The sequence below is a fragment of the Sphingobium terrigena genome, assembly GCF_003591655.1.
In the GTDB taxonomy this organism is placed as follows: Bacteria; Pseudomonadota; Alphaproteobacteria; order Sphingomonadales; family Sphingomonadaceae; genus Sphingobium; species Sphingobium terrigena.
On record NZ_QVRA01000013.1, the window covers coordinates 64991 to 89858 of the forward strand.

Consider the following 24868-nt stretch of genomic DNA (forward strand, 5'->3'; position numbering starts at 1 on the left):
GGCCATGGACAGACTCTATCTTTTCGCCACGCTGGCTGGCACGCGCATCGCGGTCGAGACGAGCGAGGTCGAGGCCGTCGTCCGCCTGAGCGAGATATCGCCCGTGCCGGGCATGGGCGCGCATATCGCCGGGCTGTCCGCGTTGCGCAGCCGGGTGCTGACCATCATCGACGTAGCGGCGCTGATCCACGGCATCGCCAGCCCACGGGTGGAGCGAGGGCTGGCCATCATCGCTGACATTAGCGGCCACAGCTATGGCCTGATGGTCGATGGCGTCACTGACATTTGCCGTGTGCCGGAAGGCGAACTGCCCCTGCGTGGCCAGATCGGCCCGGCCTGGGCACCCTATGCGCGCGCGATCGTGGAGCATGAAGGCCATCCCTGGCTGCTGGTGTCGCTTGCCGCCTTCATCGAGGGTGGGGCGCTGGCGCAGGCGGCGTAAGCGCACACAACCAAATATGCGACCAACCGAAAGATCATCCTTCTCTTGTTTACCAATTCCTCGGCTTTGCCGGTTAAGCCTTGATCCGGGACGCAAAAACCAAAGGGACGCCTCATGAAGAATTGCCTGGTCGTTGACGACTCAAAGGTCATCCGCAAGGTGGCGCGCCATATCCTTGAATCGCTCGACCTGACGGTCAGCGAAGCGGTGGATGGTCAGGACGCGCTGACCCAGTGCGAAGCGTCCGCCCCCGATGTCGTCCTGCTCGACTGGAATATGCCGGTGATGAGCGGGATGGAGTTTCTGCAGGCGCTGTCGAGCGCGAAGATGACGGCGCGGCCCAAGATCATCTTCTGCACCACCGAAAATGGCATTGGCCATATCAAGGCGGCCGTAGAGGCCGGGGCCGACGAATATGTGATGAAGCCGTTTGACCGGGAAACGCTGGAAAGCAAGCTGGTCATCGTCGGGGTGATCTAGCGGGCGGGACACAGTCCTCATCCTTGGGAGAATTCCGACCTTTCCTTCATCTTTCGTGCAGAAAGTCCCGTGATGACCTTCATCGCGCCGATCATGACCAGTCACAGGAGCGAACCCAAGTCGGTTCGCACGCTGGTCGTTGACGATTCGGTCGTCGTCCGCACCGTTATCGAACGCATTCTCAATGCCGATCCGGCCTATGCCGTGGTCCACAAGACGAACAGCGCCGAACAGGCGATGTTCTATCTGGTGGGGCATGATGTTGATCTGGTATTGCTCGACATCGAATTGCCCGGCCAAAGCGGGCTTGCGGCGCTGCCCGCGATCCTGCGGGCCAATCCCGACGTCAAGGTCGCGATCCTGTCGGGCAAGTGCGAGGAGGGCAGCGCGGCTGCCATCGAGGCACTGGCGCTGGGTGCCAGCGACATTTTGTCGAAGCCGGGCAGCGGCAGTTTTGGCGAACATTTCCCCCAGACGCTGATTGAGCGTTTGAACCGTCTGTTCACCGACCGTCCCGCGCCATCGCCGCCGCAGCGCCCGCTTGCGCCACTTGTCGTCCAGCCTGCCGCGCAGCCGCTTGCCTGCCTGGGTATCGGCGCGTCGACCGGTGGCATTCATGCGCTCAGTCAGTTGTTTGAGGGTCTCACCGCGCCGCTGGGCGTGCCAGTGCTGCTGACCCAGCATCTGCCCGCCAGCTTCACCGTCTATTTCGCGCAGCAACTGGCGCGCATGACGAGCCTGCGGGTCAAGGTTGCAGAGACCGGCGATCTGTTGATGGCCGACACCGTCTATGTCGCGCCGGGCGACGCTAATCTGCAATTGCGGCGCGGCCTGCATGGCCGGGTGACTGTAACGCTGAACCCGGAACGCACGCCCGCGGGCAATTTGCCCGGTGTCGATCCGATGTTCGCCAGCATGGCGGAGGTTTATGGCGCGGGCGCGGCAGGCATTGTCCTGACCGGCATGGGTCGCGACGGCACGGTCGGCGCGCGCGACATTGTCGCGGCTGGCGGCTGGATCGTCGCGCAGGATGAAGCCAGCAGCGTGGTGTGGGGGATGCCCGGATCGGTCGCGGGGGCAGGCCTGACCTGCGCCGTGATGGAGCCGCTGGCGATTATGGACTTCGTGTCCCGGCGCGGAAAGGTGCTTGTTTGATGGTCATGCCCCCTTCGCCTGCCTCCAGTTTACAAGGTGCCGCGCGCGTCCTGTCCGGTCTGCTGGAAGCGCGCACCGGGCAAGTCCTGTCCGAGGGCCGGGCGTGGCGGATGGAAACCGCGCTGCGGCCGGTGCTGCGCGCGCATGGCCTGACCGACATGGACGAACTGGCCGCCCGGCTGCTGCGCAAGGGGGACGCGCGGCTGGAGCAGGAAGTCGTCGATGCACTGCTCAACAATGAAAGCAGCTTCTTTCGCGACCTTCAGATATTCGACATGATCCATCGGCAGATATTGCCCGCCATTCATGCCGACAAGACCGACCGGACGCTGCGCATCTGGAGCGCGGGCTGTTCGACCGGACAGGAAGCCTATTCGCTCGCGATCCGCCTGCGCAATGACGCGGCGCGCTGGAGTGGATGGCGGATCGAAATATTGGCGACGGATATTTCGACCGCCGCGATCGATCAGGCGCGATCGGGCATATTTTCGCAAATGGATGTGCAACGCGGGCTGGCGGTCGGCGACCTGCTCAAATGGTTTGAGCCGTCGGGCGAGGACTGGCGCGCCAGCCCCGAATTGCGACGCATGATTGATTTCCGCCACGACAATCTGTTCGATGCCAAGGCACCGACCGGTGCCTACGACCTGCTGCTGTGCCGCAACGTCCTGCTCTATTTCACCCCGGAACGGCGGCAGGCAGTGCTGTCCCTGCTCGCCAGGCACAGCCATGCCGGGTCGATATTGCTGCTGGGTGCGGGGGAAACCGTGATCGGGCAGGGCGATGATTTTACCGCCCATCCCGAATTTCGCGGCGGCTATGCGCGGCAGGCGGCCCTGCCCGAAGGCGCGATCGGACGGGTGCGGCGCGCCGGATGAGTCGCCGACCCGGCGCTTAACCACGCTTGATTGCCGCGCTTGCCTGCGCCATTGTCACGCCCAGGCTGCGCGACTGCACGGGCGGGCCGAAAGGGCATGATGAACGAGCTGCCGATGATCGAAACGCCGTCGCCCAATTTCGACGAGCGCAGCCTGCCGGTCTCGATGCTGGTGTTGCATTATACCGGGATGCCGGACGCGGCGAGCGCGATCAACTGGCTGGCCAATCCCGAATCCAAAGTCTCCGCCCATTATGTCGTGACCGAGGATGGCCAGATCATCCGCATGGTCGATGAAGCCAAGCGCGCCTGGCACGCGGGGCGATCGCACTGGCGCGGGGTGGATGACATCAACAGCGCCAGCATCGGCATAGAAATCGTCAATCCGGGGCATGAATGGGGCTATCGGCCCTTTCCGCAAACCCAGATGAGTTCGCTGATCCCGCTGGTGCATGACATCGTCCAGCGGCACCGGATCACCCGCGGCAATATCGTCGGCCACAGCGACATTGCCCCGGCGCGCAAGCAGGATCCGGGCGAGCTGTTTCCCTGGGCGCAACTGGCGCGGTTGCGGCTGGCCCTGCCGCGCCCGACCAAGAATCTGATGGACCCGCACTGGACCGATGGCGGTTTCATGCTGGCGCTCGAACGGTTTGGCTATGACATTGCCGACCCGCAGGCGGCAGTCGTGGCGTTCCAGCGGCGCTTTCGTCCCGAACTGATCGACGGGGTGATTTGCGGCGAATGTCGCGCCATCCTGCTGGCCTTGCTGCTGCCCAAGCCCAGGGGTGATGAATAGTTTTTGTCCACTGACGTGGAAGGCCGCACCGGCCCACACCCCCACCCGGCCGCCCAATCAGGATATTCTGTGGGTGGCCGGGTGGGGGTGTGGGCCGGTGCGGTTCTCTATCAATATTATAGCGTGACGGAAGGCCCGAAGCTGGCTAGGGACCGTTCCGCCAGAGGGCCGGGCGGCCGCGGCGTGGCGGGTAACTTCCACGGCGAGGAAAGTCCGGGCTCCACGAAATGACGGTGCCGGTTAACGACCGGCTGGAGTGATCCAAGGGACAGTGCAACAGAAAGCAGGTCGCTAAGGCTTCGGCCCAGTGACATTGAAAGGGTGCGGTAAGAGCGCACCGCGTCTGCGGCAACGCAAGGCGGCATGGTAAACCCCACCGGGAGCAAGACCGAATAGGGGCGGCGCGCGAGGTAACTCGCTAGGTCTGTTTCGACCGAGACCGTCCGGGTTGGTTGCTTGAGGAACGGAGCAATCCGTTCCCTAGAGGAATGGTCGCCTATCCCCGGAGACGGGGTGGACAGAACCCGGCTTACAGGCCCTCTGGCATGTATTTGAGATATTTTTCCGCACCGGCCCGCTCCCCCACCCGGCCAGCCACAGAATATCCTCGGCACTATGTAGCAAGCGCACCAACGTCTCCATGCCCTAGAAGTGTGTCTCTCGCTATTTTGGGGTCATGAGCAAGATTGTCCTATGCCGACCTGGTGGGCAAGCTGGCCGATATAGGGGTTATGGACTCAGAGCCGAATATCAGGAACAAGCTGAGCCGGGGTAAATTTACAGCGGTGTTCCTGATCCAATGTCTAGAGGCTATCGGAGCATCATCCTTGCGGCTGTCGGATTGCTGATCTTTTGCGGCGCTTATCCAGCACTCCAAGGTCACAAGGCAAGCGCAGCCCAAACCCAAAGCCAAGCGCCCGTCGATCCGCTGTTTGTTGCCTATCCCGAACGCTATTCCGACGCCTGCTATAAGTCCCCCGATCACGACAAGGCCGACCTGTGCGCTCAATGGCGCGCTGCTATCGCTGCTGAAAAGGCCGCGAAAGAAGCTGCGCGCGCCACCAATTGGGCGATCATCGCTACCCTCTTGAGCGCAGCAGGTGTCGGCGGCCTAATATATACGCTCTTTCAAACCAATGGCGCTCTTACAGAGGCGAGACGTGGAAACCGAATTACCATGAAGGCCAATGCGCGGGCCACTCGTCAGGCAGTAGCGGGTGCTGCCGACACCGCGACTGCCCTTGCATTCGCTAAGCAAAATGCCGATGCCGCTTCGGAACAAGTTAGTATTTCTCGTGATGTTGAAAAAAAAGAATGCGCCCTTACATCTCGATTCGAACCGGTACACTTCAACATAATCTTGGGACCGGTTCGATAGTGGCTGAAATTTTTGTCAACAATGATGGGGTAACGCCAGCGTATCAAGTTGACTTTGGCGGCTCCATACGTGCTATGACGCAAGATGCTTTTCTCAATATTATTAGTCGGGCTCCACGCAAAGTGGATGGACATGATATTGAAGGAACGGTCCTGAATGGTGGTGTTAGTGAGCGCAGAGAGGTGCGCGGGAACGTTGGTCCCGATACCTTGCGCCTTATTGAGCAGGGTCGGCTTAATCTCTACATATTTGGCTTGGCCAACTATACTGATACGTTCGGAGACTCTTGGCGAACAGAATTTTGTTATGAACTCACCCGTGTTGAGTTTGGTGATCACAAGGCTAATCCCGGAAAGATAACTTGGCCGGGCGCACCATTCCACAACGTTAGCACTTAAAATAAACCCTAATGCGACCAGCGACCCGATCAAGCTACGCTACCATCTGCGATACGTTCGCCATCGCGCGCGCGGGCCTGTGTAACTGGCTTGGTGCGTCTGCTACATAATGCCGAATATCCTGATTGGGCGGCCGCACCGGCCTTAAAAATGCGCTCTTCCGCGCATTTTGGAACAAGCGTCAGCAAATATAGCAGGTGGGGTGGCTTTCCGCCCGTACCTTCCCTAATTCGGACTTATGGCACGAAACAGCCGATCCAATGACTGGGGCTTTCCCCGCTGGCGTGCCTATGGTGCATCGCGTGAGGCGCAGCGCGTGCGTATGTGTGACCGTTTTGGCTGCGACAAGCCGGGCGACTGCCCCGCGCCCAAATCCCCCAATAGCCCGGAACGCTGGTATTTCTGCCCCGATCATGCGGGCGAGTATAACCGCAACTGGGACTATTTTCAGGGACTGGACCAGGAAGAACGCGAACAGCGCGAGCGCGACGAGCGGCGCGATGCGGGCGGCTATCAGGGCAGCGCCTATCATAGCTGGGGCGGGCCGGGTGACGGCAGCCGGTCGCGCGACGAGCTTCATGCGTTGAAGGCGCTCGATCTGGAGGATGACGCGGATTTCGAGGCGGTGAAGAAAAGCTGGCGGACGCTGGCCAAGGAATATCATCCCGATGTCAAGCCGGGCGACGCGCAGGCCGCCGCCCGTTTCCAGACGATCCAGGCCGCCTATGAAGTGTTGCGCGCCGCAGAGGAGCGGCGAACATGGAAGCCGCGCGGGGCGGTGGATTGAAGGCGCTGGTCCGATCCAATTGGCGCAATGCCGTGCTGGTCTGCCGCAAATGCGAGAAGAAGCTGGATGGCGGCTTTGGCCCTGATGGCGACGCGCGGCTGGCCAAGGCGCTGAAGCGGCATTTGTCGTTGAAGAAGGGACGCAAGGCGGCGGCGGGCATAGTCGAGGTCAATTGCCTGGGCGTCTGTCCCAAGGGCGCGGTGACGGTGGTGAACGGCGCGGCCAGCCGGGAGTGGCTGCTGGTGCAGCCCGGCGCGGATCTGGATGAGTTGGCCCGGACGCTGGGGCTGGCAACGCCGCCCGCCTGACGTCAGCCAGCGCGGGCGATCCGTGGTGCGCTGTCGTCAACCTTGTCGGCGAGGGGATAGAGGGTGCGATTTTCGCGGTCGACCCGTTCGCTGAGCGCCCGGATGATAGCCTGTGTCTCGACGCAGAAATCGGCCCATTCGCGCGCGACGCGATCGTCGCTCCACGCGGTCATGTAGCGGGAAAAACTTTCGGCGAGCGCGCCGGTTTCGGTCTGGAGCGTGGCGGCGGTGGTGCGGGTGCGGTCATCAGCGGCGCGTTGCAGCGCGGGATAGAGGATGCGGTCCTCCAGGGCGAGATGGGCCATCAACTGGCGCGCAAGCTGCCAGCGTATGGCACCCACGCTGCGCGGGTTGGTGCGGTCAGCCGTCGCTTGCGCCAGCCTGTGCGCCGTGTGGCTGATTTCGTCATGCTGCCGGCGCAATTGCGTCATGTCCATCATTTCGCCCTTCCGTCCCCACGAAAGGCCGATGATGGGTGCAGCGACTTAATAAAGCGTTGCCGCGGCCATCATAATGGACGCGATAGATAATGCCCCCGCACCATTGTAGCGCGGGGGCATTCTGGATCATCAGCCCGGCTGGTCGGCGCGGCTGACGCCTTCGCCGTCCAGGTTGAGCGCGACGAAGTCCCAGTCGATCGCTTCCTTGAGCAGCTTTTCGGCATAGGCCGGGCGCAGGTTGCGATAGTCGATATAATAGGCATGTTCCCATACATCGAGGATCAGCAGCGGCGCATGGCCTTCATGCGCGACTGGCGTGTCGGCGTCATGATAGGAGGTGACCTCCAGCTTGCCGTCCTTCAGCACCAGCGCCGCCCAGCCGCTGGCGAAATGGCCGACGGCTTCGGCTTTGAGCTTTTCGACCAGCGCGTCGACCGACCCGAAGCTTTCGTTGATCATGTCGAGCAGCTTGCCCGAAGGCGCTTTCTTTTCCGGCGACAGGCAGAGCCAGTAGAAGCTGTGGTTCCAGATCTGGCCGACCTGGTTGAACAGACCGCCCTTGGACGATTTGATCAGCTCGACCAGCGACTTGCCCTGGAGTGCAGCGTCGGCGGCGACCAGTTCATTGGCCTTTACGACATAGGCGTTGTGATGCTTGCCATGATGATAGTCGAAGGTTTCGGCCGATAAAATATCGCCAAAGGCATCTTTGGCATAGGGCAGGGCAGGCAGAGTGAAAGCCATGAATTACTCCTCGGTTCATGGATGGGGTTGGCCACATAACGAAGCTGCGGCCTTAAGGCTCCGCGCCCCTAGCAGGCTTATTGCGCTGCGGAAAACAGGATATTTTCGTTATAAATTGAGGAAATATCCATGTGACATCCCCGTAACGATGACATAGACTTTGCGGTCAGGCCGCCCGACACATGCGGCGGCCGGAACATGGGGGTAGGGCTATGGCGAAGTTTTTCGGCAATCTGCATCTCGTTCTGGCGGCGGGGCTTGTCCTTGCGCTGCTGGTGATTTTCGCGGTCCCCGCGAACACAATAGCGGAGCAGGCGATCTTGCGCTGGCTCCATCTGTTTTTCGGCATCACCTGGATCGGTCTGCTCTATTATTTCAACTTCGTGCAGATCCCGACCATGCCCAAAGTGCCGGCCGAACTGAAACCGGGCGTGTCCAAGTTCATCGCCCCGTCGGCTTTGTTCTTCTTTCGCTGGGCTGCTGCGCTGACCGTATTGACCGGCGTGGTGATCGCCTGGCGTGCGGCTTATCTGGTTGAGGCGCTGATCTTCAAGCCGGGTTTCGTGCTGATCGGCATCGGCATGTGGCTGGCGCTGATCATGGCGTTCAATGTGTGGTTCGTGATCTGGCCGAACCAGAAAAAGGCGCTGGGGCTGGTCCCTGCCGAAGATGCGGTGAAGGCCAAGGCCGCGACCACCGCGATGATCTTCTCACGCACCAACACTTTGCTGTCGCTGGCGATGCTCTATTGCATGATCAACTTCAACGGCGGTTGATGCAATGATGGCTGCCGGGGTTTCGGCCCCGGCACGTCCGTTACCCTTGTGGCGGGGACGTGCCGCCAATCTCGTCGCTGTCCAGCTTGTCGCCCAGGTTCAGGCCATGGCGCATCAGCATCGGGATATTGGCGGCGGCAAAGACCACCGACACGATGGTCACGCCCCACACCTTGACCGCCAGCCAGCTGTCGAAGCTCATCGTGCGGCGCATCACTTCATTGGCGATGGCCATGGCGACGAAGAAGATCGCCCAGTTGCGCGACAGCTTGCGCCACCCGGTTTCGGACAGGCCATCATAAGCAGCCTGGAGCAGATATTTGAGCAAAGGCTTGCCACGCAGCAGCCCGCCAAACAGCATCAGTGCGAAGAAGCTGTAGATGATCGTCGGCTTGATCTGGATGAAGCTCTGGTCGTGGAAATAGATGGTGAGGCCACCGAAGAACAGCACCAGCGCGGCGGACAGCCACAGCATTGGCGATACCTTGCCCAGTTTCCATTTCGACACGATCACCGCGACGACGATGGCTGCCATGAAGGCACCCGTGCCGACGATCATGCCGAGGAATTTATAGCCCAGGAAAAAGACCAGCAGAGGCCCGAAATCGAGCGCCAGGCTGAGCGTTCCGGAATGGGCGGGGCTGTGGGCAGGTTTGGTATCAGCCATTTTTTACTCCGTCATGCCAGCGAAGGCTGGCATCCCGCTTTTTTTAAGGTCGGGCAAAAAGGAAGAGGGACCCCAGCGTTCGCTGGGGTGACGGTTGAAGGGGATCACCGCGCATAGGCGGTCCCGGCGATCGCCCGCGCCATGTCGCCCGGATCGAAGGGGCGCAGATCCTCGATCTTTTCGCCCACGCCAATGGCATGGATCGGCAGGCGATATTTTTCCGCCGCCGCGACCAGCACGCCGCCGCGCGCGGTGCCGTCCAGCTTGGTCATGACCAGGCCGGTGACATGGGCGACTTCCTTGAAAACCTCGATCTGGCTCAACGCATTCTGTCCCGTGGTGGCATCCAGCACCAGCACAACGTCGTGGGGGGACGCCGGGTTCAATCGGCCAAGGATGCGACGGATCTTGGCCAGTTCGTCCATCAGCTCGGTCTTGTTCTGGAGCCGGCCTGCTGTGTCGACGATCAGCACGTCGATGCCGGTGGCGGTTGCCTGCTTGACCGCGTCGAACACGATACCCGCCGCATCGCCGCCTTCCTTGCCCGCGACGATGGGGATGCCGAGGCGGTCGGCCCAGACCTTGAGCTGGCCGATGGCTGCCGCGCGGAACGTGTCGCCCGCCGCCAGCATCACGCCATAATCCTGCTCCAGGAAATTATGCGCCAGCTTGGCGATGGTGGTGGTCTTGCCGGACCCGTTGACGCCGATGACGAGGATGACCTGCGGACGCGGAAAGGCCTCGATCTCCAGCGGGCGGGCGACCGGGGCCAGCACCTTCTCGATTTCCTCCGCGATGATCTCGCGCAGATATTCCTCGGTCAATTCCTTGTTGAACCGCCCTTCGGCCAGCCGGTCGCGCACCCGCGCGGCCATGGCGGGACCAAGATCGGACACGATCAGCGCTTCCTCAATCTCGTCCAGCGTCTGGTTGTCGAGCGCGGCCTTGCCGAACAGGCCGTTGAGATTTTCGCCAAGCTTGTCGGATGTGCGCCGAAGCCCGCCGAACAGGCGATCGCGCCAGGATGTTTCAGTCATAGTCATCCATCATCGTCATCCCCGCGAAGGCGGGGATCCATCTCCCGGCATAGCATCAAGCGCTGCGGTTGGGAGATGGATTCCCGCCTGCGCGGGAATGACGGAAAAAAGAGCGTCATTCTTGAACCGCCTCTTGCGCGATCAGCATGTTCTTCTCAAGCCCCGTGATGCGGGTGGATACGATCGAGGACGGCACTTGCGCGGTCGTAAAGCGCACCGGGGCGAAATTTTCGGCATGGCCGGACAGCCCGCTGCGCTCGACCAGCACTGACTGGCGGGTGCCGACAAGGCTCTCCAGCCAGTCGGCGCGCTGGGTTTCGCAGGCGGCGCGCAGCCGGGCGGCGCGGCCCTTGATGATGGCGCGGTCCACCTGCGGCATCCGCGCGGCGGGCGTGCCGGTGCGCGGCGAGTAAGGGAAGATATGGCCGTGGACGATGCGGCAGTCGGCCACCAGCGCCAGGCTGCGCGCGAACATCGCCTCATCCTCGGTCGGGAAACCGGCGATGATATCCGCGCCGATGCTGATGTCCGGGCGCGCGGCGGTGAGGCGATCGACGATGCGGACGGCGTCGGCGCGGCTATGTCGGCGCTTCATGCGTTTCAGGATCATGTCGTCGCCCGCCTGCAGGGACAGATGCAGATGGGGCATCATCCGGGGTTCATGGGCGATCAGGTCGAACAACCGATCGTCAATCTCCACGCTGTCGATGGACGACAGGCGCAGGCGGGGGAGGTCCGGCACGCCGTTCAGGATGCGCTCCACCAGCAGGCCGAGCGACGGGCTGCCGGGCAGATCGGGACCATAGCTGGTGACGTCCACGCCGGTCAGCACGATTTCCTTGTAACCCGCCGCGACCAGTTCCCTGGCCTTGTCGATCACGGCCCCGGCGGGGACGGAGCGGCTGTTGCCCCGGCCATAGGGGATGATGCAGAAAGTGCAGCGATGGTCGCAGCCATTCTGCACCTCCAGAAAGGCGCGGGCATGATCGGCAAAGGCGCTGGCCATATGCGGCGCGGTGTCGCGCACGGCCATGATGTCGGCGACTTTCACCTTCTCAGTCATGCCAGCGAAGGCTGGCATCCCACTTTCTGAGGGTGAGGTGGAAGAAAAGAGAGATCCCGGCGTTCGCCGGGATGACGGGAAATATGTTTCTGCCTCCATTTTCTCGCGATTGCCGATCACGGCATCGACTTCGGGCATGGCGGCGAAGGTCTCTGGCTCGGTCTGCGCCGCGCAGCCGGTCACCATGATGCGCGCGTCGGGCCGGTCGCGGCGGGCGCGGCGGATCGCCTGCCGTGTCTGGCGCACCGCTTCGGCGGTCACGGCGCAGCTGTTGATGACGATCAGATCGTCCTGATCCGCCGCCATGTCGCGGATCGCCTCGCTCTCGGCAATGTTGAGGCGGCAGCCCATGGTGATGATATCGGGGCCGGGCATGGCTTAAAAACGCGACCAGTCGGCCTCGCCATCGAACACATGGGTGGCGGGGCCGGTCATGCGGATCGTGCCACCCGGCGCCCAGTCGATGATGAGGTCGCCGCCGGGCAGGCTGACGGTCACGGGACCGCTCACCAGCTTGCGGCGGACGGCGGCGACGGCGGTGGCGCAGGCGCCGGTGCCGCAGGCGCGGGTGAGGCCAGCGCCACGCTCCCACACGATCAGGCGGATATGATTGTCGCCCAAGACCTGCGCGAAGTTGACGTTGACGCGGGCGGGGAAGAGCGGGTCCGTCTCGATGATCGGGCCAAGCCGGGCGGTGTCCACGGCGTCCAGATCATCGACGAAGAAGATGACATGCGGGTTGCCGACATTGACCGCGGCGGGCGGCGGCAAATCCTCCCAGCTCGCACCCATGGTCAGCGTGTCCATGGCATAGGCCAAGGGAATCGCGTCCCACTCGAAGCGCGGCGCGCCCATATCGACACTTGCGCCGCCATCGACCGCCCTGGCGTCCAGTAGGCCCGCCTGCGTGCGGATCAGCACGTCGCGGCCCACGAACAGTGGCACGCAGCGTGTGGCATTGCCGCACGCCTCGACCTCGCTGCCATCGGCGTTGAAAATCTGCATCGACACGTCGGCGTCGGGCGCATTGCCGATCAGGATCAACTGGTCGCAGCCAATCCCGGCATGACGATCGGCAATGGCGCGGGCGCGGCTTTCCGTCATCTCGACTACATCGGTGCGCGCGTCGATCACGACAAAATCATTGCCCAGGCCATGCATTTTGGAAAAGCGTCCCATGATGGGGGCGCATGTAATGGGAGGGAAGGGAAAAGACCAGTGGCTGCCGCGATGTAACGTCTGGGTTGACATGCTGTCTATTGTAACGCATGACGTTACATATGGAGATTGAGGGCATCGCGCATAAAGCGCTGCGTCGCTTTTTCGAGACGGGTAACGCCAAAGGATTGGTGGGCGATATTGGTAGGCTACGCAAGATGCTGGCTTTTATCGATGCAGCGTCATCTTTGGATGTGCTGGCCCAGCCGCCCAATTATGGCTTGCATCCCCTGACGGGGAACCGGGCTGGCACATGGTCGATGACGGTTACGCGCAATTGGCGATTGACCTTTCGCATGAACGAAGAAGGGGCATTGGTCGACATGGATTTGGAGGATTATCATGGCGCTTAAGATGCACGCTTCGTTGGCAGTCCATCCCGGCGACTGGCTCAAGACCGAAATGGTCGAGGCGCATGGCCTCAAGATCGGCGATCTGGCGGATCATCTGGGGGTGACGCGCCAGACCGTCAGTCGATTGCTCAACCAGCGGCAGGATTTGACGGCGGACATGGCGATCCGCTTTGAAAAGCTGTTCGGTATCGACGCCGATACGCTGATGCGGATGCAGATACGCCATGATCTGGCGGTGGCGCGGGGCCATGCCGATGAATTGTCGGTCAAGCCGCTGGCTGCTTGACGAGACGATAGGCTGCTATTTTGGTACTGCCTTGAATGTCACCCGTAAACTGCGAATCAGGGTGACGGGCTTGCCGTCGGCATCGGTCTGGATGAAGGCACAATAAGTCTTTGCCTCGGCACAGGCGATTTCAACCAATTTCGTCGGGCCTTCCTTCTGGCTGGCCGGTTCGCAGAAAATGACATGTCCGGTTGGATCGACCTTTGTGACAATCGAAACGCTTTCTTCCAGCGCGCCGTTAGGAAGTCTTTGGACCTGCAATTCGATGTCAGCGGGCGGAATCGCAGTTGAACGGCCGGGTAGGCGGCCTTTCCTCCCGGGGAGCAGCCAGGTTAAACGACCGTTGTAGAGGGCGTGAGTCGCCATGCCATTTTCATCAGTTGCCGGTTTGAATCGAGCTCGCCCAGTGATCACCGTGCAGGTTCTGTCGTCCAGTTCGGGAAAACCGCTGGACTGCGTGACGGAACATTTCGATATTCGCCCTTCCGGCGAGATCAAGAGGGAAAAACTGATCGTCCCCTCCTCGCGGCGGCGCTTCGCGCCTGCGGGATAGTCGCTATCGCTGAGCCAAACTGCTGGGCCATTTGGTCTAGCCGGTGCTAACGCAGAAGCCAGTAAAAGAGCAAATATCGCACTCATGCTCTACCCGCCGCCGCCGTCGCCCGCTTCTGCCCATAGAGAAAATACACCACCAGCCCCACGGCATTCCACCCCAGGCACGCCAATATCGTCTGCATCGGCAGGCTGATGAACAGATAGGCGCAGCCGCCCATCGCCCCCAGTCCGACGAACCAGGCGGCAGGCGTGCGGAAGGGACGGCGCATGTCGGGGAGGCGCTTGCGCAGCACCAGCAGGCACAGGCCGACCGAGGTGAAGGCGATCAGCGTCCCCGCATTGGCGAGCGCTGCAATCTCGTCGATCGGCAGCAACCCGGCGATGATGGCCACCAATATGGCGGTCACCATCGTGATCCGGGCAGGCGTGCCGCGTTTGGAGATTTTGGCAAGGCTCTGGGGCAGGAAGCCGTCGCGCGCCATGACCAGGAAGATGCGGCTCTGGCCATAGAGGAAGCCCAGCAACACGGTGGGCAGGGCGATGACGGCGGCGATGGCGACGATCCGCGCCACCTCTCCCCGGCCCATTTCGCGCAGGATCAGCGCCAGTGGCTCCGGGCTGTCGGCAAAGCGGGTGAAGGGCATGGCACCGATCGCGGCGGCGGCGACCAACACATAGATCAGCGTGCAGACGACCAGCGATCCGACGATGCCGATGGCCAGATCCCGCTCCGGGTTCCTGGCTTCCTCTGCTGCGGTCGAGATGGCGTCGAAGCCGTAAAAGGCGAAGAAGATGATGGCGGCGGCCGCCATCACCCCGCGCTCCACCCCGTCGGCACCCATATGCTTGGCAAAGCCGAAGGGCATGAACGGCTCCAGATTCTGCGCGTCGAAGGCGGGCAGGGCGACCCAGACGAACAGGCTTAGCGTCGCAATCTTGATGAGGACCAGCAGCGTGTTGAGCCGCGCGCTTTCATGGGTGCCGAGCATCAGCAGGCCAGCGACCACGGCGATGATGAAGATGGCGGGGAGGTTGATGAGGCCGCCCAGTTCCGGTCCCTGCGTCAGGCCCACGGGAAAGCCGATCGCGGTGAGCAGCGGCGCGGCATAGCCCGACCAGCCGACCGCGACGGTCGATACGACCAGGCTATATTCCAGGATCAGGCTCCACCCCACGATCCAGGCGATGCCTTCGCCCAGCACGACATAGGAGTAGCTATAGGCGCTGCCCGCGGCGGGCATCATGGTCGACAGTTCGGCATAGGCCAACGCGGCGCAGGCGCAGATCGCGCCGGCTATGGCGAAGGAGAGGAGGACGGCAGGCCCGGCCCGGTCCGCGCCGACGCCGATCAGCGTCAATATGCCAGTGCCAACAATCGCGCCGACGCCCAGCGCCAGCAGATGCGGCCAGGACAGGGTGCGCGCCATGCGATGCTGATCACCGCTTGGGCTCATCGCCTCCATCGGCTTGCGGCGTGTCCAGCTCATGGTGATCTGCTCCCCTGATTGTCGCGCCACCATGCCGAAAGCTGCGGGACTGGCAAGGGCGGAGATTGACGAGCCATGTTTTTGCATATACATAAACATCAGTGGAGATTGAGTTTGATCCTGCGAAAGACGAGATCAACCGGGGCAAGCGCCATGTGCCGCTTGCCTTTGGCGTAGAGGTTTTCTCCGATGCCGAGATGCTGATCGTTCCAACCATCAGGATCGAGGATGAAGAGCAGCGATACAAGGCGATCGGACTGATTGATGGCAGGTTATGGACCGTCATCTATGTGATGCGCGAATATAGGTATCGCTTCATTTCGGTAAGGAAGAGCAATGGAACTGAACAAAGACTATATAGTGGGATTGCCCGCTGACCCTGATGATCCCGAGGATCGCGACGTCAGTGTGGCGGCGATCGAGCAGGCATTGGCGGAGCGGGAAGCGCGACGTCGCCTTGGTGGTCGTCCGGCAGGCTCGAACAAGGAGCAGGTCGCGCTGCGCATAGACAAGGATGTGCTGGCGCGCTTCCGCGCGACCGGGCCGGGGTGGCAGACGCGGATCAACGAGATACTCCGCGCGGCCAAGCTGTAGCTTTGCTTGCGCGGCGGCGGGCTTTCCGCTAGGGGCGCGTCTGCAATCGGGCGGTTTGCCGTTCGGTCCATGACATATCCATTGAGCGCGCGCCCGGTAAACGGGTCAGCATCAGGCGCTTTGTATGGACGCTGGTTGGCGAGGTTTCGCCCACCGGCGATTTTGTCGTTTGATGGGAATGCAAAGATTTTCAGGCCTTTGGGCCAATTGAGGTGATGATGTTCGATTCGCTGAGCGATCGTCTGGGTGGGGTATTCGACAAGCTGCGGGGGCGTGGTGCGCTCACGGAGGACGATGTCCGCGCCGCGATGCGCGAGGTGCGAATCGCGCTGCTCGAAGCCGACGTCGCCCTCTCGGTCGTGCGCCAGTTTGTCGATCAGGCGACCGAGCGTGCGGTCGGCAGCGATGTGCTGCGGTCGGTCACGCCGGGGCAGATGGTCGTCAAGATCGTATCCGACACGCTCACCGAAACGCTGGGGTCCGATACGTCGGACCTGATGATCGACGTGACCCCGCCCGCCGTCATCATGATGGTCGGTTTGCAGGGGTCGGGCAAGACGACCACGACCGCCAAGATCGCCAAGCGGCTGAAGGAAAAAGACCGCAAGAAGGTGCTGATGGCGTCGCTCGACGTCCAGCGCCCCGCCGCGCAGGAACAGCTCGCCGTGCTGGGCACCCAGTGCGACGTCGCGACCTTGCCGATCATCGCCGGGCAGCAGCCGGTCGATATTGCCCGCCGCGCGCTCCAGTCAGCGAAGTTGCAGGGCTTCGACGTGGTGATGCTCGACACCGCCGGTCGACTGCATGTCGATCAGGCGCTGATGGACGAGATGAAGGCGGTGGCCGATGTGGCGACGCCTGCCGAAATCCTGCTGGTGGTCGATTCGCTGACCGGTCAGGACGCGGTCAATGTCGCGCAGAGCTTCACGGCGCAGGTGCCGCTGACGGGCGTGGTGCTGACCCGCATGGATGGCGATGCGCGCGGTGGTGCGGCGCTGTCGATGCGCGCGGTGACCGGCCGCCCGATCAAATTTGCTGGCACCGGCGAAAAGCTGGACGCGATCGAGGTGTTCCATCCGCAGCGCGTTGCGCAGCGCATATTGGGCATGGGCGACGTCGTGTCGCTGGTCGAGCGCGCTGCCGAGAGCATCGACGCGGACGAAGCTGACAAGCTGGCCAAGAAAATGGCCAAGGGTCAGTTCGACATGAACGATCTGCGCGCGCAGCTGGGTCAGATGCGCCGTATGGGCGGGCTGGGCGCGCTGGCGGGGATGATCCCAGGCCTAAAAAAAGCGCAGGCGGCGATGGCCAATAGCGGCGCGAACGACAAGACGCTGATCCATCTCGACGCGATGATCGGATCGATGACGCCCAAGGAGCGGGAACGCCCGGCGCTCATCAACGCCAAGCGCAAGATCCGCATCGCCAAAGGCTCCGGCACCACGGTGCAGGAAGTCAACCGGCTCCTGAAAATGCATCAGGAAATGGAAGGCGCGATGAAGAAGATCCGCAAGATGGGTGGCCTCAAAGGGCTGGCCAAGATGTTCACCGGTGGTGGCATGGGCGGACTGGGTGGTCCCGATGGCGGGGCCGGTGGCCCGCCTGACCTGTCGGGCCTGGGTGGCCTTGGCGGCCTTGGCGGTAACATGCCCAAGCTGCCGCCCGGCTTTCAGAATTTCATGAAGAAGTAGCCCGTCATTCCGGCGGATGCCGGACTCCAGTGTCGGATGGGAATGACCAGCCGCTCTGGATGCCGGATCAAGTCCGGTATGACGATTAATGTAAGTATATTCGTAGTTTACGTCAGAAAGGTAAGTTCCATGGCAACGTCCATTCGTCTCTCGCGCGGTGGTTCCAAGAAGCGCCCCTATTATCGCATCGTCGTGGCTGACAGCCGCGCGCCGCGTGATGGCAAGTTCATCGAGCGCATCGGCAGCTACAACCCCGTCCTGCCCAAGGGCGACGAAAAGCGCGTCGTTCTGGACGTGGAACGCGCCAAGCATTGGGTGGCCGCCGGCGCCCAGCCGACCGACCGCGTGGCCCGTTTCCTCGACGCCGCTGGCGTCAAGGAGCGGATCGTGCGCAACAACCCGAACAAGGGTGTGCCGGGCCAGAAGGCCAAGGATCGCGCCGAAGATCGTGCGACCAAGCTGGCCGAGGCCGAAGAAGCCCGCGTCGCCGCCGAGGAAGCCGCCAAGGCTCCCGTCGAAGCGCCTGCCGCTGAAGAGGCACCTGCTGCCGAAGCACCGGCTGAAGAAGCCGCTGCCGAACAGGCCGAGGGCTGATCCTCTTGACCGACAAGCCCGTCACTCTCGCCGCGATCATCGGTGCGCATGGGGTGGCGGGCGAAGTCCGCCTGAAACTGTTTGGCGAAGGGGTCGAAAGCCTCAAAGCCTATGGCAGTTTCGACGCGGGCGGGCGCAGGCTGACCTTGAAGTCGCTGCGCCCCGGTTCCAATGGTGCGGTCGCGCGCTTCGCCGAAATTGGCGATCGCAGCGCGGCCGAAGCCATGCGCGGCACGGCGCTGACCGTCCCGCGCTCCGCCCTGCCGCCGCTGGGCGAGGGCGAATATTATCATGCCGACGTCATCGGCCTGCCTTGCCTGTCGAGTGACGGTGAAGCGCTGGGCGAGATCATCGCCATAGAGAATTTCGGCGCTGGCGACATTATCGAGGTTCAGCGGCCGCCGGTGGACGGCAAGCCCGGCAAGCGCTTCATGGCACCCATGCACGCGGTCACGCTGGACGCGGAGCGGGCGGTGATTGACGCGGCGTTCGTGGAATAGTATATACTGCTTGTATATACGGAGGTCCGCGATGAGCGAAGAGTATAAGGCCAAGATTTTCAAGTCGGGCAATAGCCTGGCTTTGCGCCTGCCCAAGGCTCTTGGCCTCAAGGAAGGCGCGGAAATGACCCTGCGCGAGGATCATGGCCGCTTCACTTTCGAGCCGGCTCAGAATGACCGCAAGATCGACGTCAGCAAATTCGCGGGCAAGGTGCCATGGCTGGAACCTCTGCCGCGCGAGGATTTCGATGATTCCCCTCGCGATTGGCACCTGCTGGGTCGTGATGCGTCCGGGGCATGATGCGGCTGCTGGATACCAATAGCTGCATCTATGTCTTTACCGGCATCTATCCGTCGCTGATTGCCCGGATGGCGGAGCAGGCGGCTGGCAGCCTGTTCATATCGTCGATCACCTATGCCGAACTGGCCTATGGCACGGTGCGGGGCAAACCGCCGCCACCCGAAGCGCTGTCGGCCTTTGTCGCGGAGATCGCTATTCTTCCGTTCGATGAGGCGGCGGCGCAGGCCTATGCGGCGCTTCCCTTTCGGCGCGGCAGTTTCGACCGTCTGATCGCGGCCCACGCCCTGTCGCTGGATGCGGCGCTGGTGACCCGCAACGCAGCCGACTTTGCCGACATGCCCGGCTTGCACGTCGAGGACTGGACGCGCTGACGCTTGCCGCCAGCCGGGAACTGGACGATGCCGCCTCCATCGCCTAAGCGGCAATCATGGCTCAGATCCTTACCGCTCTCTATCTCCTCGCGATGCTGGCCGCTGGCTGGCGGCTGTTTGGCCTTGGCTGGTCGCGTCGGATCAAGATCGCCGCGGCGGTAGCGCTTGTCTGCCCGGTGCCGTTGCTGGTGCTGCTGCCCGGCCTGATCCATCCTGAGCGGCCCTTTGCCGACCTGCTGCGCGCCATCGGGCTGGCGCTGCTCGCCTGTGGCGCGCTGTGTCTGGCGGGCGGTGTGTCGGCGGCCTGGCTGCGCGCGCGGCGTCGATGAGCTTTGCCGCGCAGATATTGACGCTCTACCCGGAGATGTTTCCGGGGCCGCTGGGCGTGTCGCTGGCGGGGCGGGCGCTCGCGGAAGGGCGCTGGTCCTGCGCGCCCATCCAGTTGCGCGATTTCGCCACCGACAAGCATCGTACCGTGGACGATACGCCAGCGGGCGGCGGCGCGGGCATGGTGTTGCGCGCCGACATAATAGCGCGCGCAGTCGACCATGCGCTGGAACAGCGGCCCGACCTGCCGGTTATCGCCATGACCCCGCGCGGCGCGCCGATCAGCCAGAGCCGCATTCGCGCGTTGGTGGACGGTCCGGGCGCGACCATATTATGCGGGCGATTCGAGGGGTTTGACGAGCGGATTTTCGACGCCCGGCCGATCGAGCAGGTCAGCATGGGCGACATCATCCTGTCGGGTGGGGAAATGGGCGCTTTGATGCTGCTGGATGCTTGCGTCCGGCTGCTTCCCGGTGTAATGGGCGCGGCTTCCAGCGGGGTTGAGGAGTCCTTTGAAACAGGGCTGCTCGAATATCCGCATTATACCCGACCAGTCGAATGGGAGGGGCGCACGATCCCGCAAGTGTTGCGATCGGGGGATCATGCGAAGATCGCTGCCTGGCGGAAACAGCAGGCGGAGATCGATACACGGTCACGGCGGCCGGACCTTTGGGAACGTCACATCGGCGTTCGGGTCCAGTCGCCCTCTGGCGCGCAACGCGACTTGAAGGACTGACGTTTCATGAACATCCTCCAGCAGATCGAGGCGGAAAGCATTGCCGCCCTCGCCAAGGACATTCCCGATTTCCGCCCCGGCGACACGCTGCGCGTCGGCGTGAAGGTGGTCGAAGGCGAACGCAGCCGCGTCCAGAATTACGAAGGCGTGTGCATCGCGCGTTCGAACAAGGGCATGGGCAGCAACTTCACCGTCCGCAAGATTTCGTTCGGCGAAGGCGTGGAGCGCGTATTCCCGCTCTATTCGCCCAACCTCGATTCGATCGTCGTCGTCCGCCGTGGCGTCGTGCGTCGTGCGAAGCTCTATTATCTGCGCGGCCGCACCGGCAAGCGCGCGCGCATCGCCGAACGCCGCGACGTGCGCAGCGAGGGTTGATCGCAAGAATCAATTCTTGACAGTTGTAAAAATGAAACAGGCGGTGGTCCCACGGACTGCCGCCTTTTCTATATGTTACAAAGATTTGACCGGTGCGCGGACAGCCTGTCGTGCCGCGCCTGCGAATGGATTCGCACGCCTGTAAAAAAGGTCCATTTCGCCCATAGTGGATTTATGCCAGCCTAACGTTTCCATATGTTGCTGAACAATGTTGCACTGAAACCGGCGGTTTCGGGCGGGGTAACCTGTAGCCTTGTTCAGCCCAGAAAAGTCGGGACGCGGAAGGGGATGTCGAAAAGGCCTCTGTAAAAGAGACATTAGGGGGCTTTTTTTGATGAAGTATCAGGGACTGATTTCGCGCAGCGCCATTGCCGTTGCGTTGTTCTATTCGATGCCTGTTCTGGCGCAGGATGCCGCGCCGCAAGCTGCTGCCGCTGACGCGCCGGGCCAAACCATCATCGTTACCGGTACGCGCCGCACCGACCGCACGGTCGCCGAATCGCCGACGCCGATCGACGTCTATTCCGGCGTCGAACTGCAAAAGCAGGGCACGGCGGACATGAACCAGGTCATCCAGAACCTCGTCCCCTCCTTCTCCGTCGCGCGCTACGCCATTGGCGACGGCTCCTCCTTCGTCCGCCCGCCCAACCTGCGCGGCCTGGCGCCTGACCAGACGCTGGTCCTGATCAACGGCAAGCGGATGCATCGTTCCGCGCTCGTCCAGATTGGCGCGAACGCGCAATCGGCCGGCGCTCATTCGGCTGACCTTGCGCAGGTGCCCGCCATTGCGGTCCGTGCGGTCGAAGTGCTGCGCGACGGCGCGTCGGCACAATATGGGTCCGACGCGATCGCCGGGGTTATCAACATGACCCTGCGTGACGATACGGACGGTTTTTCGGGCTATGCCCGCTACGGCCAATATTATCGCGGCGATGGTGAGGATTATCAGCTGGCCCTCAATGGCGGGTTCAAGCTGGGCGACAGCGGCTTCATCAACATCAGCGGCGAATATGTGAATGCGGGCAAGACCAGCCGGGGCGTCACCCGCGCGGGCGCGCATCTGCTGGCGCAGGAGCAGCCGACCATCGGCGTGCCCAAGCTCGCGCAGCGCTACGGCAACCCGGCGATGGAATCCTATCGCTTCTTCGTCAATGGCGGCTTTGATCTGGGCGAAAGCTCGATCTACTTCTTCGGCAATTATGGCCACAGTTTCCAGGAAGAAAGCTTCAATTATCGCCAGTCGGTGAACACGCGCGGCGTGGACATTGAAGGCAACAGCTTCGGCAAGAATGGCATTTTCAACGACTATTTCACCGATTTCGACAACACATTGCCGGGCATCCAGACCGGCGCTGCGGGGGGCAATGTTTATGCGCCCAACGATTATGAAGTTACCACGCGCGACTATACCAAGGTTGCGACCTGTTCCGATCCGCTGGTCCAGAATTGGAGCTGCGTCTATCCCGGTGGCTTCACGCCGATCTTCTTCGGCAAGATCGACGATATTTCGGGCACCGTGGGCTATAAGGGCACATTCGGTTTCGGCCTGAATTACGATATTTCGGGCAGCTACGGCCAGTCGACCCTGCGCTACACGATGAACGGGACGATGAACCCGTCGCTGGGCATCACATCGCCCAACGAATTTTATCTCGGCAAGCTGGAACAGCGCGAAACCCTGTTCAACGCGGACTTCAGCTATCCCTGGGAGGTCGGTTTTGCCAGCCCCGTCACGATCGCCTTTGGCGGCCAATATTTCCGCGAAGCCTATGAACTGGGTCTGGGTGACCAGCCGTCCTGGGCGATTGGGCCATATACCGGCAATCTGGTTTTCCATCAGGACGGCACGCCAGTGCTGAACGCGGACGGCACCCAATTGTCGGTCGCGCTGCCGGTGGGTGCCAATGGCTTCCCCGGTTACGGCCCGGCAATTGCGGGCGAAAGCGACCGCAATTCCAAGGGGCTGTATATCGATATTGAAGGCGATATCACCGAACAGCTCTCCTTCGGCATTGCGGGCCGCTACGAACACCTGTCCGACTTTGGCAATTCGACCACGGGCAAATTCTCGGCCCGCTATGCCGTGGTGCCTGACGTTGTGGCGCTGCGCGGCACGGTGGCGACGGGCTTCCGTGCGCCTACGCCAGGGCAGGTCAACAGCAGCAGCATCGCGACCGGCTTCAACCCCGGCAATCCCAACGCGATCGAGTCGATGACGCTGCCGGTTACCAGCCCGGTTGCCGCCTTCCTGGGCGCGACGCCCTTGAAGCCCGAAGAGTCGGTCAGCTTCTCGCTGGGCACCGTGTTCACGCCTGCGCCCGGCTTCACCCTGTCGGTCGACTATTACAACATCAAGGTGAAGGACCGGATTGGCACATCCGGCACGTTTGAAATCGCCGATTCGCAGCGGCCGACGCTCCAGTCGCTGGGGCTGGCCAACTATGCGACCGTCAACGAAGTGCAGTTCCTGACCAACGCCTTCGATACCCGCACCCAGGGTGTCGATGTCGTCGGCAGCTATCGCTTTGCGACCGATACGATGGGCAGCTTCAACACGACGCTGGCGTTCAACTATAACAAGACCAAGGTGATCGCGCGCGATCCGGCGATCGTATCCGACGTCCGTGTCGCCCAGCTGGAAAAGACCCTGCCCAAGACGCGCGTCATCCTGACCGAAAACTGGAACAGCGGTCCCTTCTCCGTGCTGGCGCGCATGAACTGGTACGGCAAATATACCCAGACGGATGACGGCCCGGTGTCGCAGACCTTCGGCAGCGAATTCGTTTTCGACTTTGAAACCAGCTATGAAGTGAATGACAATTTCACGCTGAGCGTTGGCGTCCAAAACCTGTTCAGCAACTATCCCGACAAATATGACAACCGGGTCAATGGCCTTGGTCCGGTCTTTGGTTCGACCGGCGGTCGCTTCACCGGCGATATCTACCCCGACGTGTCGCCGTTCGGCTTCAACGGCGGCTTCTGGTACGGGAAAGTCGGCTTCAAATTCTGATCCGATCCTGACAGGTGCAGGCCGGTCCCTTGCGGGGCCGGCCTTTGCCGTTTCAAAAGATGCGATGATGACGCGCACCCTGACCAACCGCCTCGCCACTGCGGCCGACGAACCCATGCTTGCCGCGTTGATGCGGCAGGCGATCGACCGGTTGCAAGCGCCGTTCCTGACGCCCGATCAGGTGCGGGCCAGCCATGCTTTCATGGGGCTGGACAGCCGCCTGATCGCCGACGGCACCTATTTCGTGGTGGAGGAGGGCAATGCCATCGCGGGCTGTGGTGGCTGGAGCCGCAGGGCGACCGCCTATGGCGGCAATCACAGTGCCGGGCGCGATGACCGGCTGCTCGATCCGGCGACGGAGGCCGCCAAGGTCCGGGCGATGTACACCCACCCCGACCATGTCCGCAAAGGCGTCGGCACGCTCGTCCTCTCGCTCTGTCAGGCGGCGGCGCTGGCGGACGGGTTTGCCGCGCTGGAATTGTCCGCGACGCTGGCGGGCGCGCCGCTCTACCGCAGCTTCGGCTTTGTCGATGTGCGCCCGTTCGAGGATAGCGGCGTGCCGATGATCCTGATGCGCAAGGTGATCGACTGAACGGCGCTGCCCTCAGTCATATTGGACCAGCACGTTGAAACTGCCGCGATAGGTGCCGATCGCCTGACTGGCGCTGACCTGCAAGGTGCCGAAAATCTGGAACATGGCTTCGCCCCCGGTCAGGCGGACGGAGGAGTGGGAGCGGCTGAGGCTGGCGGTCATCCGGTTCCCCGCTGCGTTGGTCAGGCGGACCGATGATTGGGCAAGATCAATCTCGACCCGCTCGCCGGGCCGCCCATGGACGGTAAAGGATGCGGCACTGGTGCCGCCCATGCAGACCAGCCCGTTGCCGCACACCCGGCTGCCATCGGCGCGGACGCGCACTATGCCTGACCGGTTGGGGATAGCGAGCAGGCCGAAATTGAGATCGCTGGTCTTGGTCACGCGCAGGCCGCCCAATATGGTCGCGCTGGACCCGCCGGTCGCGGGTGCGGCGCTGGCGACCGGGGCGTCGGCCAATGCCAGCATCATGCTGGCAGCAAAGGCAAGGCGTCGGATCGTCATCCAACCGGCTTTGCCACGACATG

General features: G+C 62.4%; 34 protein-coding genes and 1 other RNA gene. 26 read left to right on the plus strand and 9 right to left on the minus strand.

Translation table 11 applies throughout. From position 1 onward, the window contains the following. Positions 1 to 4: 4 nt before the first annotated feature. The 11 genes from D0Z70_RS14880 (at position 5) to D0Z70_RS14915 (ending at position 6624) form a co-directional block, all read left to right on the plus strand. Positions 5 to 442 (plus strand): chemotaxis protein CheW, encoded by a 438-nt coding sequence (locus D0Z70_RS14880; RefSeq protein WP_119747798.1) that lies wholly within the window; start codon positions 5 to 7, stop codon positions 440 to 442. 114 nt (positions 443 to 556) lie between these two features. Continuing rightward, a complete protein-coding gene (locus D0Z70_RS14885; protein WP_006958812.1) occupies positions 557 to 922 on the plus strand; it encodes a response regulator in 366 nt (121 codons plus the stop codon). Between the two features lie 72 nt (positions 923 to 994). Continuing rightward, positions 995 to 2077, plus strand: coding sequence for a chemotaxis protein CheB (locus tag D0Z70_RS14890; protein WP_119747800.1), 1083 nt, complete (start codon positions 995 to 997; stop codon positions 2075 to 2077). Then, positions 2077 to 2955: a CheR family methyltransferase gene (locus tag D0Z70_RS14895; RefSeq protein ID WP_119747803.1), complete on the plus strand. Its 879-nt coding sequence runs from the start codon at positions 2077 to 2079 to the stop codon at positions 2953 to 2955. Before D0Z70_RS14890 ends, D0Z70_RS14895 begins: the two co-directional genes overlap by 1 nt. Positions 2956 to 3054: 99 nt before the next feature. Continuing rightward, positions 3055 to 3753, plus strand: a complete 699-nt coding sequence (locus tag D0Z70_RS14900) for an N-acetylmuramoyl-L-alanine amidase (protein WP_119747904.1) — start codon at positions 3055 to 3057, stop codon at positions 3751 to 3753. Positions 3754 to 3913: 160 nt separating this feature from the next. Beyond that, positions 3914 to 4301: RNase P RNA component class A (gene rnpB, locus D0Z70_RS14905), an RNA gene on the plus strand. 138 nt (positions 4302 to 4439) lie between these two features. Further along, the gene (locus D0Z70_RS25830) at positions 4440 to 4601 is read left to right on the plus strand and encodes a DUF6471 domain-containing protein (RefSeq protein WP_220475650.1); all 162 of its coding nucleotides are present in this window, start codon (positions 4440 to 4442) and stop codon (positions 4599 to 4601) included. After that, entirely contained in the window at positions 4595 to 5131 is a 537-nt protein-coding gene (locus D0Z70_RS24640; protein WP_147418770.1) for a hypothetical protein, read from the plus strand. The genes D0Z70_RS25830 and D0Z70_RS24640 overlap by 7 nt, the downstream gene beginning before the upstream one ends. Next, complete coding sequence (locus D0Z70_RS24645; RefSeq protein WP_147418771.1) at positions 5131 to 5529, plus strand: hypothetical protein; 399 nt, start codon at positions 5131 to 5133, stop codon at positions 5527 to 5529. The genes D0Z70_RS24640 and D0Z70_RS24645 overlap by 1 nt, the downstream gene beginning before the upstream one ends. A 238-nt stretch (positions 5530 to 5767) precedes the next feature. After that, entirely contained in the window at positions 5768 to 6316 is a 549-nt protein-coding gene (locus D0Z70_RS14910) for a J domain-containing protein (RefSeq protein WP_119747805.1), read from the plus strand. Then, positions 6289 to 6624, plus strand: a complete 336-nt coding sequence (locus D0Z70_RS14915) for a (2Fe-2S) ferredoxin domain-containing protein (protein WP_119747807.1) — start codon at positions 6289 to 6291, stop codon at positions 6622 to 6624. Before D0Z70_RS14910 ends, D0Z70_RS14915 begins: the two co-directional genes overlap by 28 nt. 2 nt (positions 6625 to 6626) lie before the next feature. On the opposite strand, the gene D0Z70_RS14920 is transcribed toward D0Z70_RS14915, so the two are convergent. Both D0Z70_RS14920 and D0Z70_RS14925 read right to left on the minus strand, forming a co-directional pair. Further along, a complete protein-coding gene (locus D0Z70_RS14920; protein WP_119747906.1) occupies positions 6627 to 7061 on the minus strand; it encodes a hemerythrin domain-containing protein in 435 nt (144 codons plus the stop codon). Positions 7062 to 7193: 132 nt separating this feature from the next. Then, positions 7194 to 7808 (minus strand): superoxide dismutase, encoded by a 615-nt coding sequence (locus tag D0Z70_RS14925; RefSeq protein ID WP_119747809.1) that lies wholly within the window; start codon positions 7806 to 7808, stop codon positions 7194 to 7196. Positions 7809 to 8020: 212 nt separating this feature from the next. Here D0Z70_RS14925 and D0Z70_RS14930 point away from each other — a divergent pair, with 212 nt between their 5' ends. Continuing rightward, positions 8021 to 8584: a urate hydroxylase PuuD gene (locus D0Z70_RS14930; RefSeq protein WP_119747811.1), complete on the plus strand. Its 564-nt coding sequence runs from the start codon at positions 8021 to 8023 to the stop codon at positions 8582 to 8584. Between the two features lie 40 nt (positions 8585 to 8624). Here the strand turns inward: D0Z70_RS14930 and ispZ are convergent, their stop codons facing one another. The 4 genes from ispZ to dapF form a co-directional block, all read right to left on the minus strand. Further along, the gene (gene ispZ / locus D0Z70_RS14935) at positions 8625 to 9251 is read right to left on the minus strand and encodes a septation protein IspZ (protein ID WP_119747813.1); all 627 of its coding nucleotides are present in this window, start codon (positions 9249 to 9251) and stop codon (positions 8625 to 8627) included. Positions 9252 to 9355: 104 nt separating this feature from the next. Beyond that, a complete protein-coding gene (gene ftsY, locus D0Z70_RS14940) occupies positions 9356 to 10294 on the minus strand; it encodes a signal recognition particle-docking protein FtsY (RefSeq protein WP_119747815.1) in 939 nt (312 codons plus the stop codon). Between the two features lie 109 nt (positions 10295 to 10403). Continuing rightward, complete coding sequence (gene mtaB, locus D0Z70_RS14945) at positions 10404 to 11726, minus strand: tRNA (N(6)-L-threonylcarbamoyladenosine(37)-C(2))-methylthiotransferase MtaB (protein ID WP_119747817.1); 1323 nt, start codon at positions 11724 to 11726, stop codon at positions 10404 to 10406. A 3-nt stretch (positions 11727 to 11729) separates the two neighbouring features. After that, the gene (gene dapF, locus D0Z70_RS14950) at positions 11730 to 12530 is read right to left on the minus strand and encodes a diaminopimelate epimerase (protein WP_119747819.1); all 801 of its coding nucleotides are present in this window, start codon (positions 12528 to 12530) and stop codon (positions 11730 to 11732) included. A 101-nt stretch (positions 12531 to 12631) separates the two neighbouring features. Between dapF and D0Z70_RS14955 the strand changes: the two genes are divergently transcribed. Together D0Z70_RS14955 and D0Z70_RS14960 are read left to right on the plus strand one after the other, a co-directional pair. Beyond that, the gene (locus tag D0Z70_RS14955) at positions 12632 to 12922 is read left to right on the plus strand and encodes a type II toxin-antitoxin system RelE/ParE family toxin (protein ID WP_119747821.1); all 291 of its coding nucleotides are present in this window, start codon (positions 12632 to 12634) and stop codon (positions 12920 to 12922) included. Further along, positions 12912 to 13208, plus strand: a complete 297-nt coding sequence (locus tag D0Z70_RS14960; protein ID WP_119747823.1) for a HigA family addiction module antitoxin — start codon at positions 12912 to 12914, stop codon at positions 13206 to 13208. Before D0Z70_RS14955 ends, D0Z70_RS14960 begins: the two co-directional genes overlap by 11 nt. A 15-nt stretch (positions 13209 to 13223) precedes the next feature. Here the strand turns inward: D0Z70_RS14960 and D0Z70_RS14965 are convergent, their stop codons facing one another. Continuing rightward, entirely contained in the window at positions 13224 to 13847 is a 624-nt protein-coding gene (locus D0Z70_RS14965) for an energy transducer TonB (RefSeq protein WP_119747825.1), read from the minus strand. Then, a complete protein-coding gene (locus D0Z70_RS14970) occupies positions 13844 to 15250 on the minus strand; it encodes an amino acid permease (RefSeq protein WP_119747908.1) in 1407 nt (468 codons plus the stop codon). Before D0Z70_RS14970 ends, D0Z70_RS14965 begins: the two co-directional genes overlap by 4 nt. A 101-nt stretch (positions 15251 to 15351) precedes the next feature. Here D0Z70_RS14970 and D0Z70_RS14975 point away from each other — a divergent pair, with 101 nt between their 5' ends. The 12 genes from D0Z70_RS14975 to D0Z70_RS15030 all read left to right on the plus strand — a co-directional run bounded on the left by D0Z70_RS14975 (position 15352) and on the right by D0Z70_RS15030 (position 24341). Continuing rightward, positions 15352 to 15627, plus strand: coding sequence for a BrnT family toxin (locus D0Z70_RS14975; protein ID WP_119747827.1), 276 nt, complete (start codon positions 15352 to 15354; stop codon positions 15625 to 15627). Then, a complete protein-coding gene (locus D0Z70_RS14980; RefSeq protein WP_119747829.1) occupies positions 15587 to 15844 on the plus strand; it encodes a BrnA antitoxin family protein in 258 nt (85 codons plus the stop codon). The genes D0Z70_RS14975 and D0Z70_RS14980 overlap by 41 nt, the downstream gene beginning before the upstream one ends. Positions 15845 to 16059: 215 nt before the next feature. Further along, complete coding sequence (gene ffh / locus D0Z70_RS14985; protein WP_119747831.1) at positions 16060 to 17535, plus strand: signal recognition particle protein; 1476 nt, start codon at positions 16060 to 16062, stop codon at positions 17533 to 17535. A gap of 129 nt (positions 17536 to 17664) precedes the next feature. Beyond that, on the plus strand, positions 17665 to 18129 hold the full coding sequence (gene rpsP, locus D0Z70_RS14990; RefSeq protein ID WP_119747833.1) for a 30S ribosomal protein S16: 465 nt from the start codon (positions 17665 to 17667) through the stop codon (positions 18127 to 18129). Between the two features lie 5 nt (positions 18130 to 18134). After that, the gene (rimM, locus tag D0Z70_RS14995; RefSeq protein WP_119747835.1) at positions 18135 to 18629 is read left to right on the plus strand and encodes a ribosome maturation factor RimM; all 495 of its coding nucleotides are present in this window, start codon (positions 18135 to 18137) and stop codon (positions 18627 to 18629) included. Positions 18630 to 18660: 31 nt separating this feature from the next. Beyond that, entirely contained in the window at positions 18661 to 18930 is a 270-nt protein-coding gene (locus D0Z70_RS15000; protein WP_119747837.1) for an AbrB/MazE/SpoVT family DNA-binding domain-containing protein, read from the plus strand. Continuing rightward, on the plus strand, positions 18927 to 19301 hold the full coding sequence (locus D0Z70_RS15005) for a type II toxin-antitoxin system VapC family toxin (protein WP_119747839.1): 375 nt from the start codon (positions 18927 to 18929) through the stop codon (positions 19299 to 19301). The genes D0Z70_RS15000 and D0Z70_RS15005 overlap by 4 nt, the downstream gene beginning before the upstream one ends. A gap of 56 nt (positions 19302 to 19357) precedes the next feature. Next, positions 19358 to 19630: a hypothetical protein gene (locus D0Z70_RS15010; protein WP_119747842.1), complete on the plus strand. Its 273-nt coding sequence runs from the start codon at positions 19358 to 19360 to the stop codon at positions 19628 to 19630. Next, positions 19627 to 20364: a tRNA (guanosine(37)-N1)-methyltransferase TrmD gene (gene trmD, locus D0Z70_RS15015; RefSeq protein WP_119747844.1), complete on the plus strand. Its 738-nt coding sequence runs from the start codon at positions 19627 to 19629 to the stop codon at positions 20362 to 20364. The genes D0Z70_RS15010 and trmD overlap by 4 nt, the downstream gene beginning before the upstream one ends. 6 nt (positions 20365 to 20370) lie before the next feature. Continuing rightward, positions 20371 to 20739 (plus strand): 50S ribosomal protein L19, encoded by a 369-nt coding sequence (gene rplS / locus D0Z70_RS15020; protein WP_119747846.1) that lies wholly within the window; start codon positions 20371 to 20373, stop codon positions 20737 to 20739. Positions 20740 to 21073: 334 nt separating this feature from the next. Beyond that, positions 21074 to 23749, plus strand: coding sequence for a TonB-dependent receptor plug domain-containing protein (locus tag D0Z70_RS15025; protein ID WP_119747848.1), 2676 nt, complete (start codon positions 21074 to 21076; stop codon positions 23747 to 23749). A 64-nt stretch (positions 23750 to 23813) separates the two neighbouring features. Then, positions 23814 to 24341, plus strand: a complete 528-nt coding sequence (locus tag D0Z70_RS15030) for a GNAT family N-acetyltransferase (protein WP_119747850.1) — start codon at positions 23814 to 23816, stop codon at positions 24339 to 24341. Positions 24342 to 24353: 12 nt separating this feature from the next. On the opposite strand, the gene D0Z70_RS15035 is transcribed toward D0Z70_RS15030, so the two are convergent. After that, a complete protein-coding gene (locus D0Z70_RS15035) occupies positions 24354 to 24845 on the minus strand; it encodes a DUF4402 domain-containing protein (protein WP_119747852.1) in 492 nt (163 codons plus the stop codon). Between the last annotated feature and the right edge of the window lie 23 nt (positions 24846 to 24868).

What these genes read in the sequence shown, in the direction of transcription:
- D0Z70_RS14900 (WP_119747904.1), top strand. Translation starts at nt 3,055, where the DNA reads ATGAACGAGCTGCCGATGATCGAAACGCCGTCGCCCAATTTCGACGAG.
- D0Z70_RS14915 (WP_119747807.1), top strand. Translation starts at nt 6,289, where the DNA reads ATGGAAGCCGCGCGGGGCGGTGGATTGAAGGCGCTGGTCCGATCCAAT.
- D0Z70_RS14895 (WP_119747803.1), top strand. Translation starts at nt 2,077, where the DNA reads ATGGTCATGCCCCCTTCGCCTGCCTCCAGTTTACAAGGTGCCGCGCGC.
- ispZ (WP_119747813.1), bottom strand. Translation starts at nt 9,251, where the DNA reads ATGGCTGATACCAAACCTGCCCACAGCCCCGCCCATTCCGGAACGCTC.
- D0Z70_RS15005 (WP_119747839.1), top strand. Translation starts at nt 18,927, where the DNA reads ATGATGCGGCTGCTGGATACCAATAGCTGCATCTATGTCTTTACCGGC.
- D0Z70_RS14955 (WP_119747821.1), top strand. Translation starts at nt 12,632, where the DNA reads ATGGAGATTGAGGGCATCGCGCATAAAGCGCTGCGTCGCTTTTTCGAG.
- D0Z70_RS14880 (WP_119747798.1), top strand. Translation starts at nt 5, where the DNA reads ATGGACAGACTCTATCTTTTCGCCACGCTGGCTGGCACGCGCATCGCG.
- D0Z70_RS14965 (WP_119747825.1), bottom strand. Translation starts at nt 13,847, where the DNA reads ATGAGTGCGATATTTGCTCTTTTACTGGCTTCTGCGTTAGCACCGGCT.
- D0Z70_RS15010 (WP_119747842.1), top strand. Translation starts at nt 19,358, where the DNA reads ATGGCTCAGATCCTTACCGCTCTCTATCTCCTCGCGATGCTGGCCGCT.
- D0Z70_RS14910 (WP_119747805.1), top strand. Translation starts at nt 5,768, where the DNA reads ATGGCACGAAACAGCCGATCCAATGACTGGGGCTTTCCCCGCTGGCGT.
- D0Z70_RS14930 (WP_119747811.1), top strand. Translation starts at nt 8,021, where the DNA reads ATGGCGAAGTTTTTCGGCAATCTGCATCTCGTTCTGGCGGCGGGGCTT.
- ffh (WP_119747831.1), top strand. Translation starts at nt 16,060, where the DNA reads ATGATGTTCGATTCGCTGAGCGATCGTCTGGGTGGGGTATTCGACAAG.
- D0Z70_RS15000 (WP_119747837.1), top strand. Translation starts at nt 18,661, where the DNA reads ATGAGCGAAGAGTATAAGGCCAAGATTTTCAAGTCGGGCAATAGCCTG.
- D0Z70_RS14890 (WP_119747800.1), top strand. Translation starts at nt 995, where the DNA reads ATGACCTTCATCGCGCCGATCATGACCAGTCACAGGAGCGAACCCAAG.
- D0Z70_RS15025 (WP_119747848.1), top strand. Translation starts at nt 21,074, where the DNA reads ATGAAGTATCAGGGACTGATTTCGCGCAGCGCCATTGCCGTTGCGTTG.
- dapF (WP_119747819.1), bottom strand. Translation starts at nt 12,530, where the DNA reads ATGGGACGCTTTTCCAAAATGCATGGCCTGGGCAATGATTTTGTCGTG.
- rpsP (WP_119747833.1), top strand. Translation starts at nt 17,665, where the DNA reads ATGGCAACGTCCATTCGTCTCTCGCGCGGTGGTTCCAAGAAGCGCCCC.
- D0Z70_RS15030 (WP_119747850.1), top strand. Translation starts at nt 23,814, where the DNA reads ATGATGACGCGCACCCTGACCAACCGCCTCGCCACTGCGGCCGACGAA.
- D0Z70_RS14960 (WP_119747823.1), top strand. Translation starts at nt 12,912, where the DNA reads ATGGCGCTTAAGATGCACGCTTCGTTGGCAGTCCATCCCGGCGACTGG.
- D0Z70_RS14885 (WP_006958812.1), top strand. Translation starts at nt 557, where the DNA reads ATGAAGAATTGCCTGGTCGTTGACGACTCAAAGGTCATCCGCAAGGTG.
- D0Z70_RS14920 (WP_119747906.1), bottom strand. Translation starts at nt 7,061, where the DNA reads ATGGACATGACGCAATTGCGCCGGCAGCATGACGAAATCAGCCACACG.
- D0Z70_RS14980 (WP_119747829.1), top strand. Translation starts at nt 15,587, where the DNA reads ATGGAACTGAACAAAGACTATATAGTGGGATTGCCCGCTGACCCTGAT.
- D0Z70_RS15035 (WP_119747852.1), bottom strand. Translation starts at nt 24,845, where the DNA reads ATGACGATCCGACGCCTTGCCTTTGCTGCCAGCATGATGCTGGCATTG.
- ftsY (WP_119747815.1), bottom strand. Translation starts at nt 10,294, where the DNA reads ATGACTATGACTGAAACATCCTGGCGCGATCGCCTGTTCGGCGGGCTT.
- rplS (WP_119747846.1), top strand. Translation starts at nt 20,371, where the DNA reads ATGAACATCCTCCAGCAGATCGAGGCGGAAAGCATTGCCGCCCTCGCC.
- D0Z70_RS14925 (WP_119747809.1), bottom strand. Translation starts at nt 7,808, where the DNA reads ATGGCTTTCACTCTGCCTGCCCTGCCCTATGCCAAAGATGCCTTTGGC.
- D0Z70_RS14970 (WP_119747908.1), bottom strand. Translation starts at nt 15,250, where the DNA reads ATGAGCTGGACACGCCGCAAGCCGATGGAGGCGATGAGCCCAAGCGGT.
- trmD (WP_119747844.1), top strand. Translation starts at nt 19,627, where the DNA reads ATGAGCTTTGCCGCGCAGATATTGACGCTCTACCCGGAGATGTTTCCG.
- mtaB (WP_119747817.1), bottom strand. Translation starts at nt 11,726, where the DNA reads ATGCCCGGCCCCGATATCATCACCATGGGCTGCCGCCTCAACATTGCC.